General features: G+C 36.8%; 23 protein-coding genes. 18 read left to right on the top strand and 5 right to left on the bottom strand.

From position 1 onward, the window contains the following. Positions 1–616: 616 nt before the first annotated feature. Positions 617–3,349, top strand: coding sequence for a sodium-translocating pyrophosphatase (locus tag LQV47_RS11010; protein ID WP_230036803.1), 2,733 nt, complete (start codon positions 617–619; stop codon positions 3,347–3,349). Positions 3,350–3,494: 145 nt separating this feature from the next. On the opposite strand, the gene LQV47_RS11005 is transcribed toward LQV47_RS11010, so the two are convergent. Next, positions 3,495–4,634: an aminotransferase class I/II-fold pyridoxal phosphate-dependent enzyme gene (locus tag LQV47_RS11005; protein WP_230036801.1), complete on the bottom strand. Its 1,140-nt coding sequence runs from the start codon at positions 4,632–4,634 to the stop codon at positions 3,495–3,497. Positions 4,635–4,721: 87 nt separating this feature from the next. Between LQV47_RS11005 and LQV47_RS11000 the strand changes: the two genes are divergently transcribed. The 7 genes from LQV47_RS11000 (at position 4,722) to LQV47_RS10975 (ending at position 10,322) form a co-directional block, all read left to right on the top strand. Continuing rightward, positions 4,722–5,756, top strand: coding sequence for a M28 family metallopeptidase (locus LQV47_RS11000; protein WP_230036799.1), 1,035 nt, complete (start codon positions 4,722–4,724; stop codon positions 5,754–5,756). A gap of 85 nt (positions 5,757–5,841) precedes the next feature. After that, entirely contained in the window at positions 5,842–6,288 is a 447-nt protein-coding gene (locus LQV47_RS10995) for a GNAT family N-acetyltransferase (protein WP_230036797.1), read from the top strand. Beyond that, on the top strand, positions 6,288–6,665 hold the full coding sequence (locus tag LQV47_RS10990) for a glyoxalase (RefSeq protein ID WP_230036795.1): 378 nt from the start codon (positions 6,288–6,290) through the stop codon (positions 6,663–6,665). Before LQV47_RS10995 ends, LQV47_RS10990 begins: the two co-directional genes overlap by 1 nt. Next, complete coding sequence (locus tag LQV47_RS22595) at positions 6,662–6,832, top strand: hypothetical protein (RefSeq protein WP_354960728.1); 171 nt, start codon at positions 6,662–6,664, stop codon at positions 6,830–6,832. The genes LQV47_RS10990 and LQV47_RS22595 overlap by 4 nt, the downstream gene beginning before the upstream one ends. Then, positions 6,817–7,161 (top strand): hypothetical protein, encoded by a 345-nt coding sequence (locus LQV47_RS10985; RefSeq protein WP_354960726.1) that lies wholly within the window; start codon positions 6,817–6,819, stop codon positions 7,159–7,161. Before LQV47_RS22595 ends, LQV47_RS10985 begins: the two co-directional genes overlap by 16 nt. 163 nt (positions 7,162–7,324) lie before the next feature. Next, complete coding sequence (locus LQV47_RS10980; RefSeq protein ID WP_230036793.1) at positions 7,325–8,500, top strand: acetyl-CoA C-acyltransferase; 1,176 nt, start codon at positions 7,325–7,327, stop codon at positions 8,498–8,500. Positions 8,501–9,023: 523 nt separating this feature from the next. Beyond that, positions 9,024–10,322 carry a T9SS type A sorting domain-containing protein gene (locus tag LQV47_RS10975; protein WP_230036791.1) on the top strand — a complete coding sequence of 433 codons (1,299 nt, stop codon included), beginning with the start codon at positions 9,024–9,026 and terminating at the stop codon, positions 10,320–10,322. 96 nt (positions 10,323–10,418) lie between these two features. Here LQV47_RS10975 and LQV47_RS10970 read toward each other — a convergent pair whose 3' ends face one another. Then, positions 10,419–13,757, bottom strand: coding sequence for a DEAD/DEAH box helicase (locus LQV47_RS10970; RefSeq protein ID WP_230036789.1), 3,339 nt, complete (start codon positions 13,755–13,757; stop codon positions 10,419–10,421). 144 nt (positions 13,758–13,901) lie between these two features. Between LQV47_RS10970 and LQV47_RS10965 the strand changes: the two genes are divergently transcribed. The 3 genes from LQV47_RS10965 (at position 13,902) to LQV47_RS10955 (ending at position 16,836) form a co-directional block, all read left to right on the top strand. Beyond that, positions 13,902–14,699, top strand: coding sequence for an SDR family oxidoreductase (locus LQV47_RS10965; protein ID WP_230036871.1), 798 nt, complete (start codon positions 13,902–13,904; stop codon positions 14,697–14,699). A gap of 74 nt (positions 14,700–14,773) precedes the next feature. Then, positions 14,774–15,688, top strand: a complete 915-nt coding sequence (locus tag LQV47_RS10960; protein WP_230036787.1) for a helix-turn-helix transcriptional regulator — start codon at positions 14,774–14,776, stop codon at positions 15,686–15,688. 149 nt (positions 15,689–15,837) lie between these two features. Further along, complete coding sequence (locus LQV47_RS10955; protein ID WP_230036785.1) at positions 15,838–16,836, top strand: T9SS type A sorting domain-containing protein; 999 nt, start codon at positions 15,838–15,840, stop codon at positions 16,834–16,836. A gap of 348 nt (positions 16,837–17,184) precedes the next feature. Here LQV47_RS10955 and LQV47_RS10950 read toward each other — a convergent pair whose 3' ends face one another. Continuing rightward, positions 17,185–18,030 (bottom strand): helix-turn-helix transcriptional regulator, encoded by an 846-nt coding sequence (locus LQV47_RS10950; RefSeq protein ID WP_230036783.1) that lies wholly within the window; start codon positions 18,028–18,030, stop codon positions 17,185–17,187. Between the two features lie 206 nt (positions 18,031–18,236). On the opposite strand from LQV47_RS10950, the gene LQV47_RS10945 reads away from it, so the two are divergent. Continuing rightward, positions 18,237–19,397 (top strand): MFS transporter, encoded by a 1,161-nt coding sequence (locus LQV47_RS10945; RefSeq protein WP_230036781.1) that lies wholly within the window; start codon positions 18,237–18,239, stop codon positions 19,395–19,397. A gap of 58 nt (positions 19,398–19,455) precedes the next feature. Here LQV47_RS10945 and LQV47_RS10940 read toward each other — a convergent pair whose 3' ends face one another. Together LQV47_RS10940 and LQV47_RS10935 are read right to left on the bottom strand one after the other, a co-directional pair. Next, the gene (locus tag LQV47_RS10940; protein WP_230036779.1) at positions 19,456–19,848 is read right to left on the bottom strand and encodes a hypothetical protein; all 393 of its coding nucleotides are present in this window, start codon (positions 19,846–19,848) and stop codon (positions 19,456–19,458) included. Between the two features lie 44 nt (positions 19,849–19,892). After that, positions 19,893–21,275, bottom strand: a complete 1,383-nt coding sequence (locus tag LQV47_RS10935; protein ID WP_230036777.1) for an MFS transporter — start codon at positions 21,273–21,275, stop codon at positions 19,893–19,895. Positions 21,276–21,349: 74 nt separating this feature from the next. Here LQV47_RS10935 and LQV47_RS10930 point away from each other — a divergent pair, with 74 nt between their 5' ends. The 6 genes from LQV47_RS10930 (at position 21,350) to LQV47_RS10910 (ending at position 25,709) form a co-directional block, all read left to right on the top strand. Then, the gene (locus LQV47_RS10930; RefSeq protein WP_230036775.1) at positions 21,350–22,198 is read left to right on the top strand and encodes an AraC family transcriptional regulator; all 849 of its coding nucleotides are present in this window, start codon (positions 21,350–21,352) and stop codon (positions 22,196–22,198) included. A gap of 576 nt (positions 22,199–22,774) precedes the next feature. After that, positions 22,775–23,146, top strand: a complete 372-nt coding sequence (locus LQV47_RS10925) for a hypothetical protein (RefSeq protein WP_230036773.1) — start codon at positions 22,775–22,777, stop codon at positions 23,144–23,146. Continuing rightward, complete coding sequence (locus LQV47_RS22590; protein ID WP_354960746.1) at positions 23,064–23,273, top strand: hypothetical protein; 210 nt, start codon at positions 23,064–23,066, stop codon at positions 23,271–23,273. The genes LQV47_RS10925 and LQV47_RS22590 overlap by 83 nt, the downstream gene beginning before the upstream one ends. Before the next feature lie 88 nt (positions 23,274–23,361). Further along, positions 23,362–23,664, top strand: a complete 303-nt coding sequence (locus LQV47_RS10920) for a hypothetical protein (RefSeq protein WP_230036771.1) — start codon at positions 23,362–23,364, stop codon at positions 23,662–23,664. 556 nt (positions 23,665–24,220) lie between these two features. Then, on the top strand, positions 24,221–24,829 hold the full coding sequence (locus LQV47_RS10915; protein ID WP_230036769.1) for a hypothetical protein: 609 nt from the start codon (positions 24,221–24,223) through the stop codon (positions 24,827–24,829). Positions 24,830–25,076: 247 nt separating this feature from the next. Continuing rightward, entirely contained in the window at positions 25,077–25,709 is a 633-nt protein-coding gene (locus LQV47_RS10910; protein WP_230036768.1) for a hypothetical protein, read from the top strand. Positions 25,710–25,731 lie beyond the last annotated feature (22 nt).

Below are 25,731 nucleotides of genomic sequence, written 5' to 3'. Positions count from 1 at the left end.
TTAATTTGTGTTTTTTTTATAACCATTGATAATTAAACATATAATGGCTGTTTTATTTCTGGTGGTGGTGAATAAATATTCTTTGAAATTAGAATTTCTATTAATAATTTTAATCCAAAATACGCTGAAATCATCTGGTTTATTCCAGCAGATAGCTGTATTTCTTTTGATAATACATTGATAGATAAGAATATCGATACTAGATATTCTCAAATAGGTGATTTTTTGTATTAAATGTTTATTTTTTATATTATTTTAAAAATGAATTAATATTATTCTTTTACTGAGTTTTTTGTAGTAATAATTTTACAAAAAGTAGGATGTTAATTCTATGGATAAATTTTGCATCAGTGAAATAAGATATATATTTTTGCAAAACAATTTCTAAACATCGATGAATAGAGGGTTTTTATTTAAATAATGATTCTGAAAACACAAACGGTTCAACCCACAAAAAAAGGTCTCTTTTAAGAGATCTTTTTTGTTTTTTAAGGCTTTGCCCACTTTTATTTTTAAAATTCTTTTACTAAACGCTATAGAACTGTCATTTTTTTTAATGGTTTGATAATAATTATTTATTATATTTAATTTTCTATTACCAAAAAAATATTAAACTATGGATCTATTTATGTTAGTGCCAATTTTTGGTGTCGTGGCTTTGCTTTATACATTTCTTCAGAGTAACTGGGTCAGTAAACAGAATGCCGGAAACGAAAAAATGAAAACAATCAGCGGATATATTGCTGATGGTGCGATGGCTTTTCTAAAGGCCGAGTACAAGATTTTAACCTATTTTGTTATTGTAGTAGCTATTTTGCTCGCTGTGATGGGAACCACCAATTCCAATTCACACTGGAGCATAGGAGTTGCTTTTGCAGTGGGAGCTGTATTTTCGGCTCTGGCAGGCTTTATAGGAATGAAGATAGCTACAAAAGCTAATGTAAGAACTGCTGAAGCGGCAAGAACCTCACTTTCTAAAGCCCTTAAGGTCTCTTTCACCGGAGGTTCCGTTATGGGAATGGGAGTTGCAGGACTTGCTGTATTGGGATTAGGATCGCTGTATCTGATCATTAAACAGATTTTTGCCCCTGATGCTACAGTAGATTCACATGAAATGGAAAGGACAATTGAGATTCTTACCGGCTTTTCTCTGGGTGCAGAATCTATTGCTCTTTTTGCAAGAGTAGGTGGGGGTATTTACACGAAAGCAGCAGATGTAGGAGCTGACCTTGTAGGAAAGGTAGAAGCCGGAATTCCGGAAGATGACCCAAGAAACCCTGCTACCATTGCAGATAATGTAGGAGATAATGTAGGAGATGTTGCCGGAATGGGAGCTGACCTTTTTGGTTCTTATGTAGCCACAGTCTTAGCGACCATGGTTTTAGGAAGAGAAACAATCTCTGACGATTCCTTCGGAGGCTTTGCTCCAATTCTGTTACCCATGCTTATTGCAGGAACAGGGATTATATTTTCAATGATAGGGACTTTGTTTGTAAGAATTAACGACAATGAAGGTTCATCCACATCCAGCGTACAGAATGCTTTAAATCTTGGAAACTGGGGAAGTATTGTCATTACAGCTATTTCTTCTTATTTTCTGGTCAATTACCTGCTACCTGAAAAAATGATGCTCAGAGGTCATGAATTTACCAAAATGGGGGTGTTTGGAGCTATAATGGTGGGACTAGTTGTAGGAACTTTGATGAGTATCATTACGGAATATTATACAGCTATGGGTAAAAGACCCGTTTCAAGTATCGTAAGACAATCTTCTACAGGTCATGCTACCAATATTATCGGTGGGCTTTCTGTGGGGATGGAATCTACGCTGCTTCCAATTCTCGTACTGGCAGGTGGAATTTACGGTTCTTATTTGTGTGCGGGATTATACGGAGTTGCCATTGCCGCTGCCGGAATGATGGCTACTACCGCGATGCAGCTGGCTATTGATGCTTTCGGACCTATTGCAGATAACGCAGGAGGTATTGCAGAAATGAGTGAGCTTCCTAAAGAAGTCCGTGAAAGAACAGATATTCTGGATGCTGTAGGAAATACCACTGCAGCTACAGGAAAAGGATTTGCTATTGCTTCAGCAGCATTAACGGCTTTGGCCTTATTTGCTGCTTTTGTAGGAATTGCAGGAATAGATGGTATTGATATTTACAGAGCCGATGTATTGGCCGGATTATTTGTAGGAGGAATGATTCCTTTTATATTCTCTTCCCTCGCGATTACCGCTGTAGGACAGGCTGCAATGGCTATGGTAGAAGAGGTTAGAAGGCAGTTCCGGGAAATTCCGGGGATTTTAGAAGGAAAAGCACAGCCGGAATATGAAAAATGTGTAGCTATTTCTACAGATGCCTCTATCAGAAAAATGATGCTTCCGGGAGCTATTGCTATCATTTCACCATTGCTGATCGGATTTATTTTTGGTCCTGAAGTGTTGGGTGGATTTTTAGCCGGTGCTACTGTAAGTGGTGTTTTAATGGGTATGTTTCAGAATAATGCGGGGGGAGCCTGGGATAATGCGAAAAAATCATTTGAAAAGGGAGTGGAAATTAACGGGCAGACTTATTATAAAGGTTCCGAACCTCATAAAGCTTCCGTAACAGGAGATACCGTAGGAGATCCGTTTAAAGATACGTCGGGGCCCTCAATGAATATCCTGATCAAATTAATGTCCATTGTTTCATTAGTAATTGCGCCCACCTTAGCGGTGTTGCATAAAGATAAAATTGAGGCCAACAGAAAAGCAAAGCTGGAAAGTTTAACCAGGGGAGAAATGGAGCATGGAGGCAGTAACGGTACAGATTCAGTGTATGTTTCAGCTCCCAAAGAAGTGAAAGGTCACCTTAATGAGAACGGAGACTTTGTCTATGAAACAGGGGCTGTCCAAAAGCTTAATTTAAAAGGAGGAAAAACAATTGCAATAGGAGAAGGAAGCCAGATCTACCAGCTGTATCAATCCATAAAGAAGAATGATCAGTCCATTGTAGATCCTAATAAATGGTATACCATAGAAAATCTTTATTTTGAAACCGGATCAAGCGATCTGAAAGCCGGCTATGAAATGCAACTGAATAATCTGGCAGAAATTTTAAATGCATATCCTGATCTTAAGATCAAATTGGGAGGTTACACAGATAACAGTGGAAATGAAGAGACTAACCAACGGTTATCTAACCTGAGAGCACAGACCGCAAAACTGAAACTCCTGGAATTGGGAGTGCCTTCAGACAGGGTAGAAGCTGAAGGATATGGTTCGCAGCATCCGATTTGTGAAGCAAATGATACCGATGAATGTAAAGCTAAAAACAGAAGAATTGATGTAAGTGTACTTGCTCTTTAAAATCAAACTAAATATAATTAAACACTGCTTCGGCAGTGTTTTTTTGCTTTATAAAGTATTAAAGTTTACTTTTCACAGATAGTACTTGTTATAAATAGAAATCCAGAGTCTTACAGAATGACAAAGTCTGTGGTTAGAAAAAGAATTAAAGGTTTTTCCTCAAATGTTCCAGAGCCTGAATAATCACATCATCTTTTTTTGCAAAACTGAACCTTATATAATCTGAATTCTGTCTTGAATTGTAAAATGCAGAAAGAGGAAGACACGCTACTTTTTTTTCAACGGTCAGCCATTTTGAAAAATCCACATCAGACATCGTGGTGGAGACATTTCTGAAGTTGACGACCTGGAAAACACTTCCTTCTGCTTTCTGTTCAACCTGTAATGGAGTATCCCGGATCATCTCATGGAAAATATCCCTTTTTTTCTGCATCATGCTTTTATTGATATTGGGATCAAATACTTCGAGATATTTTGCCAAAGCATATTGGGCAGGGGCATTAGCACTGTAGGAAATATATTGCTGATGACATTGGAATAATGCCGTTAATGCTGCCGAACTAATCATATAGCTTACTTTCCACCCTGAGGTATGAAACATCTTACCAAAGGAAAAAATACAAAATGTCCTGTTTTTAAGTTCAGCATGAAGAAACGAACTATAATGTTCCGTGTCATCATAGCAGTATGTATCATAAATTTCCTCTGAAATTAAATAGATTTCCCTGTCCTTAATCAGTTCATACAATTGGTTCCAGTCTTCCTTTTTCCATATTTTTCCAGTCGGATTTTGAGGAGAATTAACAATAATAGCCTTCGTTTTTTCTGAGATGCAGTTTTGAAACTTTTCCCAGTTTATCGTGAAATCATTATCAAGATCATAATAAACAGGAATTCCTCCGTTCATCACAATGGAAGGGCCATATGTATAATAGGAAGGCTGAATAATGATCACTTCATCTCCCTGGTTTAAAGTAGATTTCAAAGCAGTATATAAAGCAAAGGTAGCACACGGTACAATGGTAATCTCATCTGTTCTGAGCGGTATACGGTTTTCCCGTCTGGCGTTATAGGCAACGATGTTTTCAATGAGCAGCGGATTACCTGCAAGAGGTTCGTAATGATGATGGTCAAGGCTTGCAGACTCTTTTAAAAAGGTTTTTAGCCTTTCATCAATATCGAAATCAGGAAGTCCCAAAGAAAGATCAAAGCTTCCGTGCTTTGTGGCAAGCTCAGACATTTCCGTAAAAAAGGAATAATGAGTGAATCCGTAAATTTTATCCATCAATTTTGCATTTATATCAAATATAATGAAAATAACATTTCACCAATGATTAAATAAAATTTGTTATTTTTAAGAAAATTATTCTTTATGAAAAAACTGCTTATTCCGTTACTGGCCATTACTGTACTCACTGGCTGTAAAACGGCAAATACTTCTAATGGAACACCTACTGCCTCTTTTAAACATGACAAGGCCTTTTCGGCTGCCTATAAGATGATTAAAGCAGAGGACTTAAAGAAGAACTTATATGTAATTGCTGCTGATGGAATGGAGGGTAGAGACACAGGAAGCCCGGGGCAGAAAAGAGCAGGAGAGTACATCGTAAACTACTATAAAAACCTCGGTATTTCCCATCCGAAAGTGCTTAACTCATTTTTCCAGAAGGTTCCGGCAGATTTTATGAAGAAAAGAGGTGGCGGAAACCTTCCCGATTCTGAAAATATCCTGGCTTTTATAGAAGGCAGTGAAAAACCGGAAGAAATTGTTGTAGTTTCTGCTCACTATGACCATGTGGGGATAAAAAACGGTGTTGTATATAATGGTGCTGATGATGATGGAAGCGGTACTGTAGCAGTGATGGAGATTGCAAAAGCTTTTCAGGAGGCTAAAAAGGCTGGTAAAGGGCCTAAAAGATCTGTTTTATTCCTTCATGTCACAGGAGAAGAACACGGGCTGTTTGGTTCTGAATACTATTCCCAAAACCCTGTTTTCCCATTGGCAAATACCGTAGTAGATCTTAATATCGATATGATAGGACGAGATGATCCTGCCAACAGAGGGAAACAATATGTGTACGTGATTGGCTCTGAAATGCTGAGCTCTCAGCTTAAGGTGATCAATGAAGCGGCTAATAAGAGAACCAATAATCTGGAACTGAACTATAAGTATGATGATTTAAATGATCCTGAACAGTTATATTACCGTTCTGATCACTATAATTTTGCCAAGCATAATATTCCGGTTGCATTTTTCTTTGACGGAATCCATGAAGACTATCATAAGCCGACCGATGATCCTGAAAAGATTGATTACCCACTGTTAGAAAAACGTACCCAGCTGATTTTTACTACTGCCTGGGACATTGCGAACAGAGCAGAAAGAATTGTAGTAGATAAAAAATAACAGATAAGACAGATGATAAAGGCACAGGTATACAAAACGCTTTGTGCCTTTATATATAACCATCAATACAAATAAAATTCATCGAATGAATATGATCATCCGTGAAGCAATTTTAGAAGATATTCCACAAATCCAGACCGTAAGAAATTCTGTGAAAGAGAATACATTGTCAGATCCCGGTTTGGTTACAGACAGAAATTGTGAAGAATTTCTTTTTGAAAGAGGAAAAGGCTGGGTCGCTGAAGAAAATGGAAGAATTACGGGCTTTTCGATTGTTGACCTTAAAGAACATAATATCTGGGCTCTGTTTGTACATCCCGATTTTGAAAATAAAGGCATCGGAAGAAAGCTCCATAATATCATGCTCGATTGGTATTTCGCACAGAAAAAAGATGCTGTCTGGCTGGGAACTTCTCCTGAGACAAGAGCTGAAACATTTTACAGAAAATCAGGTTGGAAAGAAGTCGGAATCCATGGAAAAGGAGAGGTTAAATTTGAAATGACTTTTGAGAACTGGAAAAACCTGCAATAATGACATCACAGATAAAATCAATCAGACCTTTTATCGGGGCTAAAGATTTTGAAATAAGCCGTAATTTTTACAGAGATTTGGGATTTGGGGAAGTTATTCTTGAGCCCAAACTGTCTTTGTTTAGCTTACAGGGAATTTGTTTTTATCTTCAGGATTATTATGCCAAAGACTGGATTGAAAATACAATGATCTTTATGGAAGTGGCTGATACTGATGAGTTCTGGAATGAACTTCAGGCCTTAAACCTTACGGAGAAATATAAAGATATACAGCTTAGTCCTGTGAGAACCATGGAATGGGGAAAAGAATGTTTTGTCCATGATCCATCGGGAGTTTTATGGCATTTTGGTGAGTTTATTAATAATGAACAGAAATGATTTACGCTTTTGATACCTATTATTATGAGGATTATGCCAATACCGTGTGTATTGCTTTTGAAAAATGGGATTCTGAAAAGGAGGAGAAGTTTTTACCGAACAGATTTCCATTACCTCAGAATATGAGAGCGGAGCCTTTTATAAAAGAGAATTGCCCTGCATTCTGAGTTTGCTTAGTAAAATAGCATTGAAAAATGGAGATGTCATTATTGTTGATGGATATGTTACCCTTGATAATAATGGTAAACTAGGGCTGGGAGGATATCTTTATGATGCTTTGGACCAAAAATATCCCATCATCGGAATTGCAAAAAATGAATTTACCACACCTGATTCTCAAAGAAGAAATGTCTACAGAGGTGAAAGCAAAACGCCACTTTTCCTTACTGCAAAAGGTGTGGACGTGGATGAAGTACAACCTAAGGTGGAACAGATGCACGGACCTTTCAGAATACCCACTTTATTGAAGAAACTGGATCAGCTGAGCCGGTTATAAAAGATTCTTCTCTGATTGTATTGAAAACTTTGCTATACAATAAAATACCAATTGGTATATTTTGTATATTTGACAAAACGCTTTTTTAACAATGAACGTTTTAAAAAGGGAAAATTTTTTAACCTAAAATATACTGATCGGTATATTTTTAAAACAATAGTATATGAAAGATGTATTTATTATGGCTGCAAAACGAACTCCTGTTGGTGGATTTATGGGGAGTTTATCCGGATTTACAGCCCCACAGTTAGGAGCAATAGCAATGCAGGATGCTTATGAAAGTATATCACTTGCGCCTGAACATATAGACAGTGTATATATGGGGAATGTATTGAGTGCTGGGGTAGGGCAGTCCCCGGCAAGGCAGTCGGCTGTTTTTTCTAAAATTCCCGTAGATAAAGATGCTACAACAATCAATAAAGTCTGTGCTTCCGGGATGAAGGCTGTCATGATCGGGGCCCAGCAGATTCAGCTTGGACTGGAAAATAGGGTAATGACGGGCGGAATGGAAAGTATGAGTAATGTTCCTCATTACCTCTATATGCGTCAGGGGAAAAAACTGGGTGATGAAATGCTTACAGATGGGCTGATTAAAGATGGATTATGGGATGTTTATAATGATTTTCATATGGGAAGTGCTGCTGAGCTTGGGGTAAAAAAATATGGCCATACCAGACAACAGTTGGACGACTATGCCCTGTTATCCTATAAGAGAGCCCAGGAAGCTTCGGGAAAGGGTAAGTTTAAGAATGAACTGATTGAAATATCAGTGACTGGAAGAAAAGGAAGTACAACGGTAGATAAAGACGAAGATATTGACAAGCTTATTCCTGAGAAGATTTCATTGCTGAAACCTGCTTTTGAAAAAGACGGCCTGCTTACAGCTGCCAATTCCAGTAACCTGAATGACGGCGCTGCTGCTATTTTATTAGGTTCATCGAAAGCTTTAGAGCTCCATGGCATCAATCCGCTGGCAAAAATTATAGCATATGCCGATGCTGCACAATCTCCGGAATGGTTTACCACTTCTCCTTCTATAGCTATTCATAAAGTACTCAAACAGTCCGGGCTTAGTCTTTCTGATATAGATTATCTGGAGATCAATGAAGCGTATTCATCTGTTATTTTATCCAATCAGCAGATTTTAAGATATGATCTGGACAGGGTAAATGTATATGGAGGGGCCGTTGCATTAGGTCATCCGATAGGTGCTTCAGGAGCAAGGATCATTGCCACTCTGGTCAATATATTACGCCAGGAAGGAGGAAGGTATGGTATTGCTGCCATCTGTAATGGTGGTGGAGGAGCTTCAGCTATTCTTATTGAAAATATGAGTTAAAATGAGTTTACAGAAGATAATAATGTTAATTGTGTAACAAAATATAAGGGTAGTATGGAGAGGAGATCCCCGGTTTGTATGGTAATATAAAAAAACATGTAAAAAAGGATATCAAAATGAAGCTTCCTGGCCACTGTACTCAAATAGAGAAGCGGGAGATCAGGAATATGCAATCTTCCTGGGAAAAGGAGAAAGAAAAGTGAAACTTAACTGGTCTGATGCTAAGGATAGATTAGAAGCCTATCAAAAGAAGTATGAATTATACAGAGAGAAATCACTGGAGATCATCAGAAATTACAGTAAAAGACAGTAGATCGTTTGAAAAGACATACGATGAAGGATAAAGCCTGAATTTCCATTTTTCCAAAGTAAGTGTTTGGTTGTTATTCAATTAATCAATTAATTTTCAGTTTTAAATAGTCTCTTTTGTCTCAAATGTTAATAAACTGATAAATGTCATTACATTCTTATTTTTATTGATTCTAAATAAATATAAATTTGTCTCATTCAAATTAAGAATTCAATGAAAAAAATAACTACTCTTTCTGCTGTCATTCTCTGTTCTTTGATGGAAGCACAATATTGTACTCCTTCATTTCAGTATGGGGCAGACAGCAACATGATTACCCATATTAATTTTGGAAGTATTAGTAATACCTCTCCGTTTCAATCAGGATCAACGCCTACTTATGAAGATTTTACATCAATGTCTACTGATCTTCAGGCAGGGAATAGCTATCCTATAGCTATAAAAGGTCCTTCGGGAACATTTCCCAGCGATGTAGTTGTTTTTATTGATTTCAATAACAACGGAAGCTTTAATGATCCAGGGGAAAGTTTTTATATCGGAAGATTAACAGAAGCTACCCCTTTCAATGCTTTGACTATCAACGGAACCATTACAGTGCCGGCAAATGCTTTAAACGGTGCTACTAGAATGAGAGTGCTTAAAAACAGCAGTGTAGCAGCGTATTCGGATCCTAATGCTGGAAACTCGATCAGTACAGCTTGTGATGCCGGCTTAAGATCCGGGCAGGCAGAAGATTATACCGTTATTATTTCAGGGAGTAATGTCGTATTCCCGTCCCCTTATTGTGGAACTGAAAATGTAACCACTTCTACGGTAAGCGAAATAAGTAAGGTAGAATTTGCAGGAATCACCAATTCCAGTCCTATTGACGGAAATTCTGAACTTCTGGAGAATTTTACAGGTACTGTTTTTAGTGTTAACCGTGGAGAGACCTATCCTATAACAGTTACAGCAGGTACTCACGGGCAGATTACAGTATCCGCCTATGCTTACATCGACTTTAACCACAACAATATCTTTGATACTGATGAAAAGTTTAACCTGGGATATTTAGATAATTCCAGTCCTGTTTCCAGTATAGAATCTGGTGTTACCTCAGGGAATATCACCATTCCGGCTACAGCATTATTGGGAGCTACACGCTTCAGATTGGTAAAAGCTTATGAATCCAGCTCATCGATGGGTACATTGGAAAACCTACCATGCCCTTCAGGTTGGTTTATAGGACAGGCAGAGGATTATACCATTGACATACAGCCTGCTAATCTTTCCACAAAAGAAACAATGGCAGACTCTTCTGTGAAAATATATCCTAATCCTACAACAGGGTCAGTAAGTGTAAAAACAGCAAAAGGGCTTGAAAAGTACGAAGTTTACAATATCTCAGGACAAAAACTTACGGAAGGTAATACTGCCAGTATCAACTTAGATGGCTTTGTACCAGGGATTTATTATATTAAAATCCAGACTAAAGATAAGAAAGTAATCACTGAAAAGATGATTAAAAAATAAACACATATCTAATCATATCCATATCAATTTTTGTTTTTTTGACCGGCAGATTCTTCTGTCGGTTTTGTTTTTTGAAGGAATAATTAAGGAAAATCTTTATTCCGGTTCCAGGATTTCCAGAAGGTCCTGTTTTGAAAACCCTTGGAACTTGGCTCCATCTGTTTTAAGAAGTTGCTGGGCAAGCTGATTTTTTTTCTTCTGAAGAGAGAGGATTTTTTCTTCTACAGTATTGGAACAGATCATCCGGACAGCAATTACATTTTTAGTCTGTCCAATTCGGTAGCTCCGGTCTATAGCCTGATTTTCGGCTGCAGGATTCCACCACGGATCTACCAGGTAGATATAATCTGCCTGGGTAAGATTGAGACCCACACCTCCGGCTTTCAGACTGATCAGAAATACACGGACGTCTTCATTATTTTGAAAGTTATGTACTTTTTGTCCCCGGTCTTTGGTTTGACCTGTGAGGTATTCGAAGGAGATTTTTCGGCGTTCCAGTTCGGTCTTTATAAGATCCAGCATTCCTACAAACTGTGAAAATACCAGAATTTTATGATCTTTTGATTTACCAAGGATCTGCTCCATCAGAATTTCAATCTTCACGGCATGTTCCCCTGAATATCCTTCTTTGAGCAGGATAGGAGAGTTACAGATCTGTCTTAGTCTTGTTAGGCCTGTAAGAACATGCATACTGTTTTTATTAAGGTCATCTTCGTCATTGGCTGCAATAAATTCACGAAGCTCCCTCTCATAGGCATCATATATCTTTCGCTGTTCAGCATTCATTTCACAGTAGATCACTGTTTCTGTTTTTTCAGGAAGTTCCTTTGCTACCTGCTTTTTTGTCCTGCGGAGGATGAATGGTTTTATTTTTTGCTGAAGTTCCATAGCCCGTTTACTGAACTCAAATTTATCAATAGGAATAGCATAGATATCCTTAAAATATTGCTTGCTGCCCAATAATCCGGGACAGGCAAAAGAAAGCTGGCTATACAGGTCGAAGGTATTATTTTCAATGGGGGTTCCTGTCAGTACAATTCTGTTTCTCGACTGGAGAAGACGGGCAGATTTATACCTTTCTGAGTTGGGATTTTTAATAGTCTGCGACTCATCAAGGAACACATAATTAAACTGAAAGGTTTTCAAAAACTTAATATCTGAAAGAAGCATTCCATAGCTGGTGAGTATTACTTCATAATCAGACATATGAGTGGTGCTTTTCTGTCTTTCGGCTCCATAATGAAGCCATACTTTTATAGAAGGTGCAAATTTGCTGATTTCCTCCTGCCAGTTAAAAAGAAGAGAAGTAGGAACCACAATAAGATTGGTGGTATGACCTCTTTTCTCTCTTTGTGAAAGGATAAACGCAATGATTTGAACTGTTTTTCCAAGTCCCATATCATCCGCAAGACAGCCACCGAAATTAAAGCCATCCAGAAAGTTAAGCCAATTGAGTCCTTCGTGCTGATAGTCTCTGAGCTCCGCATGTAATGCAGAGGGAACGGGGATTTCCGGAATACTCTCACCTGAATAAAGACGGGATGAATAAGAAGTTATTTCTTCCTTTACTTCATCGCTTATCACTTCTTTTTCAAAAAGAGAAGAAACCTCCGTAAAACTTATTTTAGGAATTTTCAGTAGATCTTCATCAATTTCACCAGCCCGGAAATAGGCTGAAATCCTGTCTATCCATTCTTCAGGAAGCATTCCCAATGAACCGTCATCCAGCTGAATAAATTTACTTTTATTACGGATTGCCCTGTGAAGCTGTTTTAAAGAAGCATCTTTCTGTCCGAAGCTGACCTTCAGTTTGGCATTGAACCAATCCAGGCCACTGGTGATCTGAATATTTATTTTAGCCCGGTGTGAATTGAGTTTATTGTTTTTCAGTTCATTAAAACCAAGTATAGATACTCCCTCATTCCTCCAGACCTCGAAGGCCTCCAGGAACCAGTTGTCTTCCAGGAATTTATCCCGGTGGAGGTAGAAATACTGATATCCATCCATCTGTTCTTCAAAATCCGGATGCTGCTGCATGACCAAAGAGGTAAAACGGGCTTCTAACGCTTCGTTTCTTTCTACTTTAAAAAGGTTCCCATTCTGATCAGAATCGAAAAGCTGCTTCCTTGAATAGACAGGAACTTCCAGTTGCCCGTAACGCATCACGGGAGTAATTCCGATGTAATTCTCCTGTTGACGCAGATAAATGATCTTCTCCACATCAAAAGCCTTTTCTTTAAGCTGTACTTTCGATGCGGGTTGTATGTAGCTGTAATTTATATTAATACGTTCTTCTAAAGAGGATAGGGTGGACTGCATAAAATCTTCATATTTAGAAGAATGTATCAGCAATATTTCATTATTGGCTTTGAAGAATTTAATGACTCTGAGCATGTCAGGATCTTCTACAAAGCTGAATGTGTGGTTATTATATACGAAATAGTCATTCCGGAGCATTACATTTTTAAAAGGGATAGAATGGTCCTGAAACTGAATTTCTCCCGTTATTTCATAAAATGGATCTTTCTTAAATACAGAAAGTTGAAGCTCTGCATTTAAAGTGTTCATTGTAACTTTTGTTAGTGACTTTGCAGATATGGTTTCCGCTATTTCACGGTCATGATAATAGACGTCTAAGTCCAGAGGGTTCCGTACAATCAGTTTTAAAGCTTCAAGTTCTGCTGGATTATAATCCTGGTTATAATTATTCTGGAAGGATGCAATGGCAGTATAAAATTTAATTTCCAAAGGTTTTTCAGCCCTCCATATCAGCTGCATAGCATCTACAGGACTAACCGGATTTTTTATTTTTCCGGCTTGGGTAATTTCTGCTTCCATTAAATTAAAAATCAGATGATTATAATAACGGTGCTTACCAATGACCAATATCTTTTTTTTAGTCGTGTTATGCAATACAAGCTCATCCAGTTTGGAAGGGTGCTGAGGAAGAAGATCTTTTTTTAAAACGTGCTCATCAATCGGAAACATTTCTTTGATCTTAGGCATGATTTCAATTCTGCCTTCATGGTATTCCACCTGAAAATAAAGGTCAAGGTCAGGTTCGTTTTCCAAGCCATATCCCTTAGCCTTGGGGATCATTGTTTTTTTACGAAGAGAATCATCAAAGAAAATCCGATACTTCTTTTCTTCTAAAATGCAATGAATGATTTCTGCCTGATGCAGGCAAAGTCTGTCTTCCGGAGTATCGCAGGTACAGGAACAAAGCAGGGTGTTGTTTATCCTGCTGATGGTGACAACAGGAGAACTCTGCAGGGATGATTTTTGAGTGAATATTCCCGTATTAATTTCAATTGAAACAGGATAGATACCGTGAAAATTTTTGCTTTCTATAAAAGAGCTCTCTGAAGTATATTTCAGCAGGTCATATACGGAAAGTGTACTGATATTGATGTTTTCAAGAATATATTCTGCCATAAAAATTAATAGAAGCAAACTTACAAAAAAATGCGAATGAAAAGAACGGGGTTCGCATCCATTTTGGATACATTTTTACCCGTTTTGGCAACTCCGGCATTTTTTCTAATGCTGAACTTTGTCCTACAATTAAACAAAGAAAATATGAAAACAGTTTTTATAACAGGTGCATCTACAGGATTAGGAAAAGCAGCAGCTCAATTATTTCAGAATAAAGGCTGGAAGGTCATTGCTACGATGAGAAATCCTGAAGCTGGGGCAGATCTTTCTGCTTTAGAAAATGTAACGGTACTTCCATTGGATGTTACCAATCCTGAACAGATACAATCAACCGTTAAAAAATCATTGGAATCAGGAGATATTGATGTGGTTTTCAATAACGCAGGATATGGCCTGCTGGGGCCTTTGGAGGCGCTGACAGATGAACAGATTGTAAGACAGTTGAATACCAATTTATTAGGCGTTATCCGGGTAACGCAGGAATTTATTCCGTATTTCAGAGAAAAAGGAAGAGGAACATTTATTTCCACGACTTCGATAGGAGGATTAATTACCTTTCCGCTGAATTCTGTTTACCATGCTACAAAATGGGCATTGGAAGGCTGGAGCGAGAGTATGGCCTTTGAACTTAATACATTAGGAATAGATATCAAAACAGTCTCTCCCGGAGGGATTAAAACTGATTTTGTAAGCCGTTCTTTAGATTCTGCATCAAGTCCTGCCTACGAAGGAATGATCAGTACGTTATTTTCCCGTATGGAAGGGATGATGGATGCAGCTTCTACACCGGAACAGATTGCAGAAGTAGTATACGAAGCTGCTACGGATGGTAAACGGAAACTGAGATATGTTGCCGGTGAGGACGCAAAAGCTCTATATGCACAGCGCCTTGAGTTGGGAGATGAGGCATTCAGAGAACAGCTGGGAAAACAATTCATCTAGCCACTTGTAACCTGTGGCAGCATAAGTGATCATTTATGCTGCCTTTTTACGTTAATAATCAATACATTTATATCATGGAAAAGAAAGAAAATGTACCGCTGAAAATTTCATCCATATCAGAAATGCACGATATGCTTCAGCTTCCGAAGCCTCTTCATCCGCTGGTGAGCTTAGTGGATAATACTAGGATGACTGTTAATAAAGAGCTTTTGGGAAGAAGTTTTATTCTGAATTTTTATAAAATTTCCTATAAATATTCCACAAACGGGAAAATGGGCTACGGACAGGGATATTATGACTTTAATGAAGGAGGAATGATGTTTACCTCTCCCGGGCAGATTCTTTCTACAGATGAAAATACAGAATATTGCGGCTATACTTTGCTCGTACATCCCGATTTTATCAGGAATTACCCTTTGGCTAAGAATATTAAAAAATATGGCTTCTTTTCCTATGATACCAATGAGGCGCTGCACTTATCTGATCAGGAAAAAACAATGATTACCGGACTTCTGGACAGTATTACCCACGAACTGAATACGGCTATTGACGAAATTAGCCAGGATCTGATTATTTCCTATATTGAAGTGCTGCTCAACTATAGCAACCGCTATTATAAAAGACAGTTTATCACAAGAAAATCTGTAAGCAATGATCTTTTATCTAAAATGGATACTATCCTGGAAAATTATTTTGACCGTGAAGAAACCCTGAATAAAGGGCTTCCTACCGTAGAATTTCTGGCTTCAGAACTTCATCTGTCGCCACACTATTTGAGTGATATGCTCCGTAATCTTACCGGGCAAAATGCGCAGCAGCATATTCACGAAAAACTGATAGAAAAAGCCAAAGAATATCTTACGCTCACTAATTTTTCCGTATCAGAAGTCGCATATGCACTGGGATTTGAGCATCCACAGTCATTCAATAAGTTATTTAAAAAGAAAACAGATAAAACACCTTTAAGCTACAGACAGTCATTTAATTAAATATAAATATTTCTTATTGATCTACCCGGCCGATGTGCCGGGTATTTTATGTGTAGCTGTTTGTAGAATGGAAAAGGTTTTACATAGATAAAAATCATTTTTAAAGAAGAAGCCTTTTTACTTTCGATAGAACAAAAAATAACATCAATATGAAAAAGTTAAACTCCATTGTATGCATTATGATAGGCATTACAGCCTGTGCACAGCCTTCAATAACAAGATCAGGTGTTGATAGGGTGAACGCCACCATTACTTTTAAGGCAGGAGATGCAGCAGCTACTGATACTCAGGGCCCTTCAGGGGCTAATATAACCTGGGATTTTTCTGCCTATACAGGACCAAACGTAATTACCACAAACACCAATGAATGTCCGGGACAGGCCAACTGTTTTAGGTTTGCAGGAGCCAACAGGATCACAAAACCAACACTTTCAGATGTCTATGATTTTGCTTCTATCACCGACACAGAAGCCATAACGCTGGGCTCTTATGCCGGCTCGGGCTTTGGAGATGCTACGACTACCTATACAGATCCTCTGATCGATTTTAAATTTCCAATCACTTATTTGCAGCAGTTTAGTGATACCTATCAGTTTACCAATGTTTCTGCAGCGAGCGGAACCACCAACGAATCCGGGCAGGTAGACTATACGGTAGATGGCTATGGAACGGTCATCACACCTACGGGAACCTATTCCAATGTACTGAGGATGAAAAGTATGAAAGCATCAACAATCATTGTTCCGGGATCACCTTTGCCATTCAACTATACAAACGAAAATTATACATGGATCAGCCAGACCTCAGGGATCGTATTTACCTTTGGAATCAATACTTTTGCTTTTAATGGGGTGCCGAACATATCAAAATATATTTCTTATCTGGATACACTTGTTTTATCAACGGCCGGGTCTGCGGGTAGAAAAACAGAAATTTCGGTATATCCGAACCCTGGTTCCGATTTTATTAACCTGGAATCAAAAGAGGATATTAAAAAAGTATCTGTGAATTCATTGGATGGTAAGACGGTTTTAATAACCGACAGCGCTAAAAATATTAATATTTCAAACCTTCCCAAAGGAACTTATATTCTTCAGGCTGAATTGAAGAATGGAGGGTCTGTAACCCGAAAAATTATTAAAAAATAATATAAATTTCTTTTAACAGTTTTTTTATGGCCGGGGACACACGATATAATAAACACAATGGGTCTTACTGTGGATTTCAAGGTCCCCGGTTTTTATAAAAGCTGGGAAAATTTTGTTTTTTTCTTAAAGGCTTTTGATTCTTTAACTACTGATGTTTTCAATAGCTTCAATCTGCCATTGATTCGCTTTACGCAGGGTATAGCGGTAGGTCATTCCGCAATTTTTTAAATGAAATTCCACATAACATAATCTATTGTTGACAGGTTTTAGATTGAAACTTATGGTTTCAATATTCTTTAAATCAGATTGATAGTAAAAAAACGAACTTACAAAAAATAGATAATCTATTTACTTTTTAATTTTATAATTCTCTCTGTAAGTATTGGCTGTAATACCCGTACAACGCCTGAAATACCGACAGAATAGGGAAGAGTCTACAAACTGCAATTGGTTGCTGATCTCTTTAATAGACAGTGAAGTTGTTTTAAGAAGCTCTTTGGCCTGTTTGATAACCCTATAACTGATCCACTGCTTGATGGGTTTTCCCGTTTCTTTTCTTATTAAACTGCTTAGATACTGGGGCGAAAGATGCAGCTGATCAGAATAATACAAGACACTTCTTTGCAAATGACCATGTTCATTTAATAGTTTAAAAAAATGGTCTATGATATCCTGACTTCTGGTTTGTAATAGACTGTTGTTTTTAATGACCGGCAAATAAAGTTTTGAAACCAGCTCCAGTAAGGCATATAGCAGATATTGTACAGACTCCAGAGTGCTTTTTTCTTTCGTTTTGGAATGATATTCCTGGATCAGTTTTACTGTAGGCCAGATCAGTTTTTTAGAAGAAGCTCCCACTTCCATGACAGGACTGAATTTTATTTCATCACTGGCCAGCAGTACCGTGAGGAAACTATAGGTACTGATGAAGTCTAAAGAAATAAAAAATACAGTCAATTCTAAATCCTTACTCCCCGAAACATCAGTCAATTCGGTATCCGGTAGAATCATGATCACAGCATTTTTCTTACTATGAAACGGAAGTGTATGGATTGTAAGGCTTAATTTACCTTCAGATAGAAAGCAGAGTATCAGCTTGTTAAACTTGTTAGCTTTTTTCTGAAAGCCGGTAATGCTTGCTGCCTTATATTTTTCAATATACAACCCTTCGAAATTTGGCTTACTATCTGTCATGGTACTGGTGGATGACTTCCTGGATTGGGTTAAATGTTTTTGGCTTCTGTATTTTTGTGATTAACTTCCGGACAAATGTAAGCAGTTAATTTTTCTTTTTAAATGGGTTGTTTAAAATGGAATATAAAATACCAGAAATGGAATATATTTTATTCCTGAACTGTTCCTAAATTCGCAGTCGGAAACTTTAATCAAATACTGTTATAATGCACAATACAGAATCCCCTAATGCGAAAATGCCGAAAGCCTGCTTTTTACTTTTCTTTGCCCATGGGCTTGTTTTCTCTTCCTGGGCAAGTAGAATTCCTATCATTAAGGACGCCCTTTCAATTAATGAAGCCGAACTGGGGACGCTCTTATTGTTAATGCCTATAGGACAGATTTCCACCATGGTTCTTGCCGGAAAGCTGATCAGTAAGTACGGAAGTTCCTGGATCATCAAAAGATGTTTTCTGCTGTATCCGATGTTTCTTTTACTGATTGGGTTAGCACCATCTTACTGGGTTTTGGCAGCTGTTTTGTTCTTCTTTGGAGTTTCCGGTAATTTATGCAATATAGCGATCAATACACAGGCGATTGAGATAGAGGGGATTACAAAAAGAACCTTACTCTCTTCCTGTCATGGCGCCTGGTGTTTTGCAGGACTGGTTGGTGCCGTTGTGGGATTGCTGATGATTAATCTGGGAGTAGGAACTTTCTATCATTTTGTAGTTGCTTTTGTACTGGTATTTCTACTTTGGTTATACAGTAAGGCTCACCTGACCAATATCATTCATAAAGTAGCTCCTCAAAGACAGTCAATTTTCAAATCGGTAAACCCTACCTTGGTTGCTTTAGGGATCATAGGGTTTTTAAGCATGGCTATTGAAGGAGCTATGTTTGACTGGAGCGGGGTGTATTTTCAGACTATTGTAAAAGCACCGGAAAAGCTTGTGATCGTAGGATATACCAGTTTTATTTTAATGATGACACTAGGCCGTTTTGTGGGAAACCGTGTTATAGAAAAATACGGAAAAAGACTTGTTCTGCAGATGTGTGGTATTTTGATGAGTACGGGCCTTTTTCTAAGTGTTTTCTTTCCGGAATTATGGGTGTGTATTATTGCCTTCATGATTATTGGGTTGGGAAGTTCTCTGAGTGTTCCGTCTGTTTATAGCACGGTAGGAAAGGTGAGCACTGTAGCTCCCAGTATTGCATTGTCATTTGTATCCAGTATTTCGTTTTTAGGATTTTTAATGGGGCCGCCTCTTATCGGATATATTGCTGAAAGCTTTGATTTACGATATTCTTACGGACTTTTTGCATGCTTTGGAATCTTACTGTCTGTTATGGCAGGGCAGATGAAAGTATTCCGAAATAAAAATTGATGAGAGAATCTCTATCTGAATCAAAAGCTACCCGGAGGTAGCTTTTGATATTGTAAGCTTAGGATATCCATTTTTCTACCAGATGAAGCCATAATGCTTTTTCCTCACCAATGAGAAAAACAGCAGACGATTTCCGCTTTGTAGGAGTTTCTCCCGTTACCTGAATTTCGGTATAGGTAGCCAGTCCGTGACTTTCCGAATGTTGGATTTCTATATTTTCCACCGTCACATGACGATCCTGGAATTTGCCATATACCGTGGGAAGCCAGTCGGAAAGCATGGCTAAGGTAACCATATCATTATTGCCGTTAATCATTTTAAAATCCGGAGAAAATCCGGAAAGCAATTGCCTATAAAGCACTTCCTGATCTTCTGATTTTCCCTGAAACCATTTTTCAATATCATCATGAAAGCCCTGAATTTCTTTACTTATTTTTTCTGTAATGCTCATAGAGGTAAGTTTATATTATTTATTTCGAAAATGTGTTGATCTCTTTAAGACCGTTGAATATACTTTTTTAATCTGACAGTAATGAGTATTCCGGTTACCTGAAAGATACCAATCATAGCAATGGCTGCTGCAAAAGCTGTGGGAAATCCCAGCAAGTCTGTCAGATTAAAAAATAAAGTGCCAATAACAGCTCCTCCGGTTACACTGCCTATCTGGATTCCGATACTGATGAGCCCGGATGCCTGTCCTGCTTTATCTTTGGAAGTAAGGGAAATGGCAGTCCTCATCATAACAGGCATAATCGTCCCATGTCCCAATCCTGCTAAAAACAAGGTGATATTTGTTATATAAGAAGGTTTTTGCTGAACATAAAAGGTGGTGGCACTGAGAACAAAACCTCCCATCAGTAACCCTAACCCTATATAAATCATTTTGTGAGTTTCTAGCTTTACTCTTGCCGAAATTAAGGGCCCCAGGAAAAAAGCAATTCCATAGGGAACAATGGCAAGCCCGGTCTGCATAGAGCTTTGATGTAAAAACTGCTGAAGATAATAAGGATAGCAGATAAATAAACCGGCGGTAAAGTTGTAGAAGAATATAATTAAAAAACTTAACGCAAATGGCTTATGCTGCAATAATATAGGGTCTATAAGTACCGGACGTCCTTTTTGCTGTAAGGCTATTTCATATTTTAAGAATAATGTTAATGAAAGTATTCCTGTACATATAATCCCGAATATCCACCATGCCCATTGAAATTTTTGCCCGAAGATTAATGGACAGATAAGCATTAATAAAGCAAAGATTAATATCAGAGAACCTTTATAGTCAATACCCATCTGGTCTGTGCTATGATTATTGTCCATTGTAAAATGTATGCCGGCTATGCAGATGATGGTAACCGGAACATTCACAAGGAATACAAGCTCCCAGGAGAAATCTCCCCAATGCATACTCAGCAGTATACCCCCAAGCAATTGTCCGATCACGGAAGCCAATCCGAAGACAGAGCTGAAAAGACTTACTGCCTTAGGCTGCTCCCGGCTATCAAATAATGTTTTTATGGAAGCTAAAACCTGTGGCGCTAATAAAGAAGCTCCAACACCCTGGAATAATCTGGCAAAGATCAATAAGGTGATGGTGGGTGAGAATGCACAGGCAAGAGAAGAAAACAGGAAGGTATACAAACCCAGGACAAAAATCTTTTTCCGGCCGTAAATATCCCCTAATTTTCCGCCCACAACAACCAGTGCGGCATAAGTAAGCCCATAAATAGCTACTACCATCTGCAACTGATGGTCGCTGGCTTTGAACGCCTCTTTTATGGAAGGTAATGCCATATTCACAATAAAATAATCCAATGGCGAAAGAAATGCTCCTGCTATCAGAAAATTTAATGCCTGCCACTGTTTGGAATAGATACTCATATTTTTTTTATGCAAAATTAACCTCTTAATGTAATGGTAAAATTGTACTTTTGGAGGAAAATTAAGTTCAAAGAATGAAAAGCTTACATCTTGAAGGAATAGACGTAAAAGAAATATGTTTGAAAGGCGAGGAGCTTCCTTTCAAAACAAAAGACTTTCTTTCATTTGCTTATGTTGTAAAAGGCGAAGGGGATCTAGCCTATGATGAACGCAGTATCCGTTTTTCTGCAGGTAAACTTTTCATCATTCCCCAACAGGAACTTTACCATTTTACAAGTAGCGATGCAGAGCTTATTGTTATCCAGTGTCCCATTGAATTTATTGATAAGATACGCCTTGAAGCAGACCGTATCGAAAGTTGTGAAAATTTATATAAACTCCAGTATGTCAGCAATAATTACCATGCGAGAGCCGGATGTGTTTTCCGTAACAAAAATGATGAACATTTTGCCGAAACGATTATTCTTCAAATCGCCAGTGAATTCAAAAATAAAACAGATGATTATCTGATTATCCGTAACTGCATTTCAATTCTGCTCAACCTTATTGCCCGCAATATCATTCAGAGTGAGACTTCAGATCTTCAGGAAAACAGGAAAGCTTTTTCCATCATGAAAATCATCACCTATATTCAGCAAAATATAAAGGATAGAGAAAAGACAGGTATTCAGACTATTGCAGATCATTTTGGGATTTCAGGAAACTATTTCGGGGAATATTTTAAACAACAGACTGGGATCTCCTACCAGGATTATCTGCTGGACTACAGACTTAAGCTTGTAGAAACCTATTTAAAATACAGCAGTATACGCTTAAGTGAAATTGCCTATGAACTTCAGTTCAGCGATGAAAGCCATCTTTCAAAGCTTTTTAAAAAGTACAGAGGGCTTACGCCGGGAGCATTCAGAAAAAATTATAAATGATAGATAACCATTGTGTTATGTTAATTATTTATTAAATATAAAGTCAACTATAAATGTGGACTGGTTAGAAAAATTGGAAGGGGGCAAAGACCTGATAAAATTGTTTATAGAGCTTAATTAATGCAGTAGAAAAGCATTATTAATAGGATGGAGGCCCGGATGGTCTCCTTTTTTTGAATATAATGTAGACATTTTGAATCATGGGTAAGAATCGTAGAACTACTACAATTTTTTAAATAAGTACTATTTCATTTTGCCGTGATTTTTTATGGTGATATATTAGCTTTATGAAGACTCAAAAGATAATAGTTTATGAAAAATAACCTATTGATAAATAGGAGTATTAGACGGATTAATTAAATTAATTCTTTTCTGACTTTATGTTGTATTGAAGGTACGGAAGAACAACACTATCCAAAGCCGAAAGAGTTGTTTTTGTTGCTTGAAAGCGGCTTTTTAATTCCGGTTTTAACCGGAAGATGTAAACAAAAAAAAAAATTAATAGTTTCCGGAAATTCTTCAAAAAATGGATACTATATTTCATATAACTGGGATACCCTTTTAAAAGAAAATGATATGTCTAAAGCTATTAAAATGGGACTTGGAGACCCACCTCAGAATGGTAAATCTATGACAGCATTTGGAGATATTGGACCAATGATTATCAATGATTTGGGGTTTGGATCTACTAATATCTATAAAAAAGGAACTCCAAAAAATGCTCCATTAACAGGTGAGCCTCCTGCTTCTTTCAAAGCATCATTATTACAAAGAAGTTCTTTGAAGTTTGCCCAGTTTGCCCAATCTGACAAAGAATCTGGTTATACAAAAGGAAAAAACTTGTCTTGCAGTTTCTTCTACAAAAATTATTATAACTGTACAGGAGGATGGAATAAATGGTCCATCATTGGATGGTATGAGAGATTATTTCAAAAAATTAGGTTGTAAATATGCTGCTTTTTTTGATGGCAGTGATTCTGCAATGCTTTTTGAAAACGGAAAATTTACAATTAATATGGGGCAAGATAAAAACGAACTTTGTACTTCAGGTATTGCATTAGTAAAATATTATTAAAATGAAATTATTAAATAAATTATTCTTTTCATTTTCCATTTCAATTATACTTTTTACCATTTCAATTTTAAAGTATAATATCAATTGTATGGAAGAAACTCAGCAAGGCATTGGTCATTTTCTTGTTTGGTCGGTAAGAGGTTTTACTTCTTTAAGCTATAAAGTAGATTTGTTAAGATTGATATGTGATTTTTTATTATTTTTTATTATTATTTTTTGTGCTATTTTTTTTATTAAAAAGGCAGTTAATAAATGGTTTAAAATAATAATTTATGTCATTTCATTTATAATAATTTTATTGCTAGTACCCTATTTTTTAATTACAGAAATATATTTTGAAAAAATTGCCTGCCAGGTAATTTATTCTAGTTTTTCTTTAGGTTGGTTTTAATTAAAAATGTTATTATATCAGAAATGATAAAAAATATTTTTATAGTATCGGAAGTACAGGTTATAAGATACTGAAAAATAGATAAAAGGACCTGAGATAACAACTTTGGAAATTAATATACCGGAACTGAATGTAAAGACGGAAGACTAGAACCCAGATGGGGAGAAATAATAGCCTAATATAAGGCATGAATAAATGGAAAATATTTCCCGGCATCATTATTTTAATACAGCTAATAAGTTTAGGACATCTGTATTATACTTATCAATATGAGAATAGTGAGATTCCTGCAACATTTATTAATATTATAATGTTGGTATTATCATATTTCTTTTATTTCAAAGCAGATAAAAACATATTTTGTGGTGGGTGTCTATATCTGTATCTGTTGTTATTATTGTTTTTACTTTGATTTGCTACATCACTATTGGAATTGATAAATATAGATAGTATCTGCTTGCTTCTGAACCTTGAGGCCGTAAAAAAATGATTAGGGGTTGAACAGGTAAATTATCCTGTCTCTTTTGAATACATTCGGTATACTTATAAATGAATTATGAAAAAAATAGCAGCATATACCATCTTATTATTCCTTACAGCAAATACTAATTTGTTTTCACAAAAAACGATTAATAAAGATAATTACACATCTCTGATACAAAAAGAAGAGGGTGATTTGAATTATGATAAAAAGAATGACAGGATCATGGTGGAAATGGATATAAAGGATGAGACCAGACCATTAAGATTACAAATATTCCTCTCCCAACCTGATAAGAAACTTCAATTAGTAGTTTCTTCTACAAAAATCATTGAAAGCCAATATCCGGTTAATAAGAATGGAGAGCATAATGGTAATGTAATTCCGGATTTTTTTATTGAAGAAGGTAAATTGAAAATGCTTACCGACATTAAAGATCGAAAAAGTAGCTATGAATTCAGGCTGAAGCAAAATAATTTTGAGCTGGTTAACATATCACGGGTATACTGGGATGGAAAAAACAGAACTTTTGAAACAAAAATTGACTTAATAGCAAAAACGAAAATTGAATTTGAACAAGAATTAGGGTCAGATGAAATCCTAAACAAGAAGAAAAAACTGATAAAAGTAAATGCATTGCCAAAAATCCAGGATTTAAGCTTCTCCGATTTAGAACAGTACTAAAATATCAATCAGACTAATGACGAAAATTTCCTCTAAATAATACTAAGAGAATAGCTGATCAACTAATATAACGAAAGGAAGATACAGCAACTGAAAATGAATAGAAAATCAGTAGAATAACAGGAATGAAAGGTGTAGCAAAACAAGAATATACAAAGGTAAAGGTAGAAGGGATTCTGAACCTTAAAAAACTTTCCGGAGAGTATGAGCTCACTCCGGAAGAATTGGTAGGTTTTCATAATCAATATTGCAGTCTTCAGGAGTTATTGACCTTGTCACTACCAAAGTGGAGTATATTTATATTCCTTCTGATAAGTTCGAAACCAGGGACAGGAAATTACTGAAAAGTGCAGTATTGGAAATTCCTTCCATTTCCGGTGATAAGATTTATGGAGTGATCATCAGGTTTTTACCTAAAGATCTGCAGATTCACTACAAAATAAAAGTAAACAGGACTGCATTCCAAATTGAACTCACCAAGGAAAAAACATATGTAAACAATCAGGGAATTGATAAAATAATAGAGCAGCTGCTTGAAAAAGCAGAGCAAATTTTGTATCCGTTACAGATTTCGCTAAAGAAAAATGGAGGGCTTACCAACATTATCAATCATGAAGAAATAGTAAAACGCTGGAAAACTGAAAGTCTAAAACTGAAAGACTATTATCAGTCTGAAACAACAGATCAGATATTTGAAAAAATGGATGAGATGTATGCTGATATTAATCTGAAGAAAGACTGGTTTGACAGAAGTATATTTTATAAGTTATTTTTTCTACCTGTTTATCAGGAGTACCCACAATTTTTGAAACATAGTTTCCTGCAAATTTATTTTTCAGGGCTGTCTCAGGATGAGAGAGCAATATCAGAAGAACATTAAAAAAAGAAAGAAGGTTAAAAAT

It is taken from the genome of Chryseobacterium sp. Bi04 (assembly GCF_918698085.1).
Lineage (GTDB): Bacteria > Bacteroidota > Bacteroidia > Flavobacteriales > Weeksellaceae > Chryseobacterium.
Note: the sequence above shows the minus strand (reverse complement) of the source record. Positions and strands in the feature narration are given on the sequence as shown.

Excerpts from the sequence above, each read along its gene's own strand:
- LQV47_RS11010 (WP_230036803.1), top strand. The coding sequence starts at position 617 with ATGGATCTATTTATGTTAGTGCCAATTTTTGGTGTCGTGGCTTTGCTT.
- LQV47_RS11005 (WP_230036801.1), bottom strand. The coding sequence starts at position 4,634 with ATGGATAAAATTTACGGATTCACTCATTATTCCTTTTTTACGGAAATG.
- LQV47_RS11000 (WP_230036799.1), top strand. The coding sequence starts at position 4,722 with ATGAAAAAACTGCTTATTCCGTTACTGGCCATTACTGTACTCACTGGC.
- LQV47_RS10995 (WP_230036797.1), top strand. The coding sequence starts at position 5,842 with ATGAATATGATCATCCGTGAAGCAATTTTAGAAGATATTCCACAAATC.
- LQV47_RS10990 (WP_230036795.1), top strand. The coding sequence starts at position 6,288 with ATGACATCACAGATAAAATCAATCAGACCTTTTATCGGGGCTAAAGAT.
- LQV47_RS22595 (WP_354960728.1), top strand. The coding sequence starts at position 6,662 with ATGATTTACGCTTTTGATACCTATTATTATGAGGATTATGCCAATACC.
- LQV47_RS10980 (WP_230036793.1), top strand. The coding sequence starts at position 7,325 with ATGAAAGATGTATTTATTATGGCTGCAAAACGAACTCCTGTTGGTGGA.
- LQV47_RS10975 (WP_230036791.1), top strand. The coding sequence starts at position 9,024 with ATGAAAAAAATAACTACTCTTTCTGCTGTCATTCTCTGTTCTTTGATG.
- LQV47_RS10970 (WP_230036789.1), bottom strand. The coding sequence starts at position 13,757 with ATGGCAGAATATATTCTTGAAAACATCAATATCAGTACACTTTCCGTA.
- LQV47_RS10965 (WP_230036871.1), top strand. The coding sequence starts at position 13,902 with ATGAAAACAGTTTTTATAACAGGTGCATCTACAGGATTAGGAAAAGCA.
- LQV47_RS10960 (WP_230036787.1), top strand. The coding sequence starts at position 14,774 with ATGGAAAAGAAAGAAAATGTACCGCTGAAAATTTCATCCATATCAGAA.
- LQV47_RS10955 (WP_230036785.1), top strand. The coding sequence starts at position 15,838 with ATGAAAAAGTTAAACTCCATTGTATGCATTATGATAGGCATTACAGCC.
- LQV47_RS10950 (WP_230036783.1), bottom strand. The coding sequence starts at position 18,030 with ATGACAGATAGTAAGCCAAATTTCGAAGGGTTGTATATTGAAAAATAT.
- LQV47_RS10945 (WP_230036781.1), top strand. The coding sequence starts at position 18,237 with ATGCACAATACAGAATCCCCTAATGCGAAAATGCCGAAAGCCTGCTTT.
- LQV47_RS10940 (WP_230036779.1), bottom strand. The coding sequence starts at position 19,848 with ATGAGCATTACAGAAAAAATAAGTAAAGAAATTCAGGGCTTTCATGAT.
- LQV47_RS10935 (WP_230036777.1), bottom strand. The coding sequence starts at position 21,275 with ATGAGTATCTATTCCAAACAGTGGCAGGCATTAAATTTTCTGATAGCA.
- LQV47_RS10930 (WP_230036775.1), top strand. The coding sequence starts at position 21,350 with ATGAAAAGCTTACATCTTGAAGGAATAGACGTAAAAGAAATATGTTTG.
- LQV47_RS10925 (WP_230036773.1), top strand. The coding sequence starts at position 22,775 with ATGTCTAAAGCTATTAAAATGGGACTTGGAGACCCACCTCAGAATGGT.
- LQV47_RS10920 (WP_230036771.1), top strand. The coding sequence starts at position 23,362 with ATGGAAGAAACTCAGCAAGGCATTGGTCATTTTCTTGTTTGGTCGGTA.
- LQV47_RS10915 (WP_230036769.1), top strand. The coding sequence starts at position 24,221 with ATGAAAAAAATAGCAGCATATACCATCTTATTATTCCTTACAGCAAAT.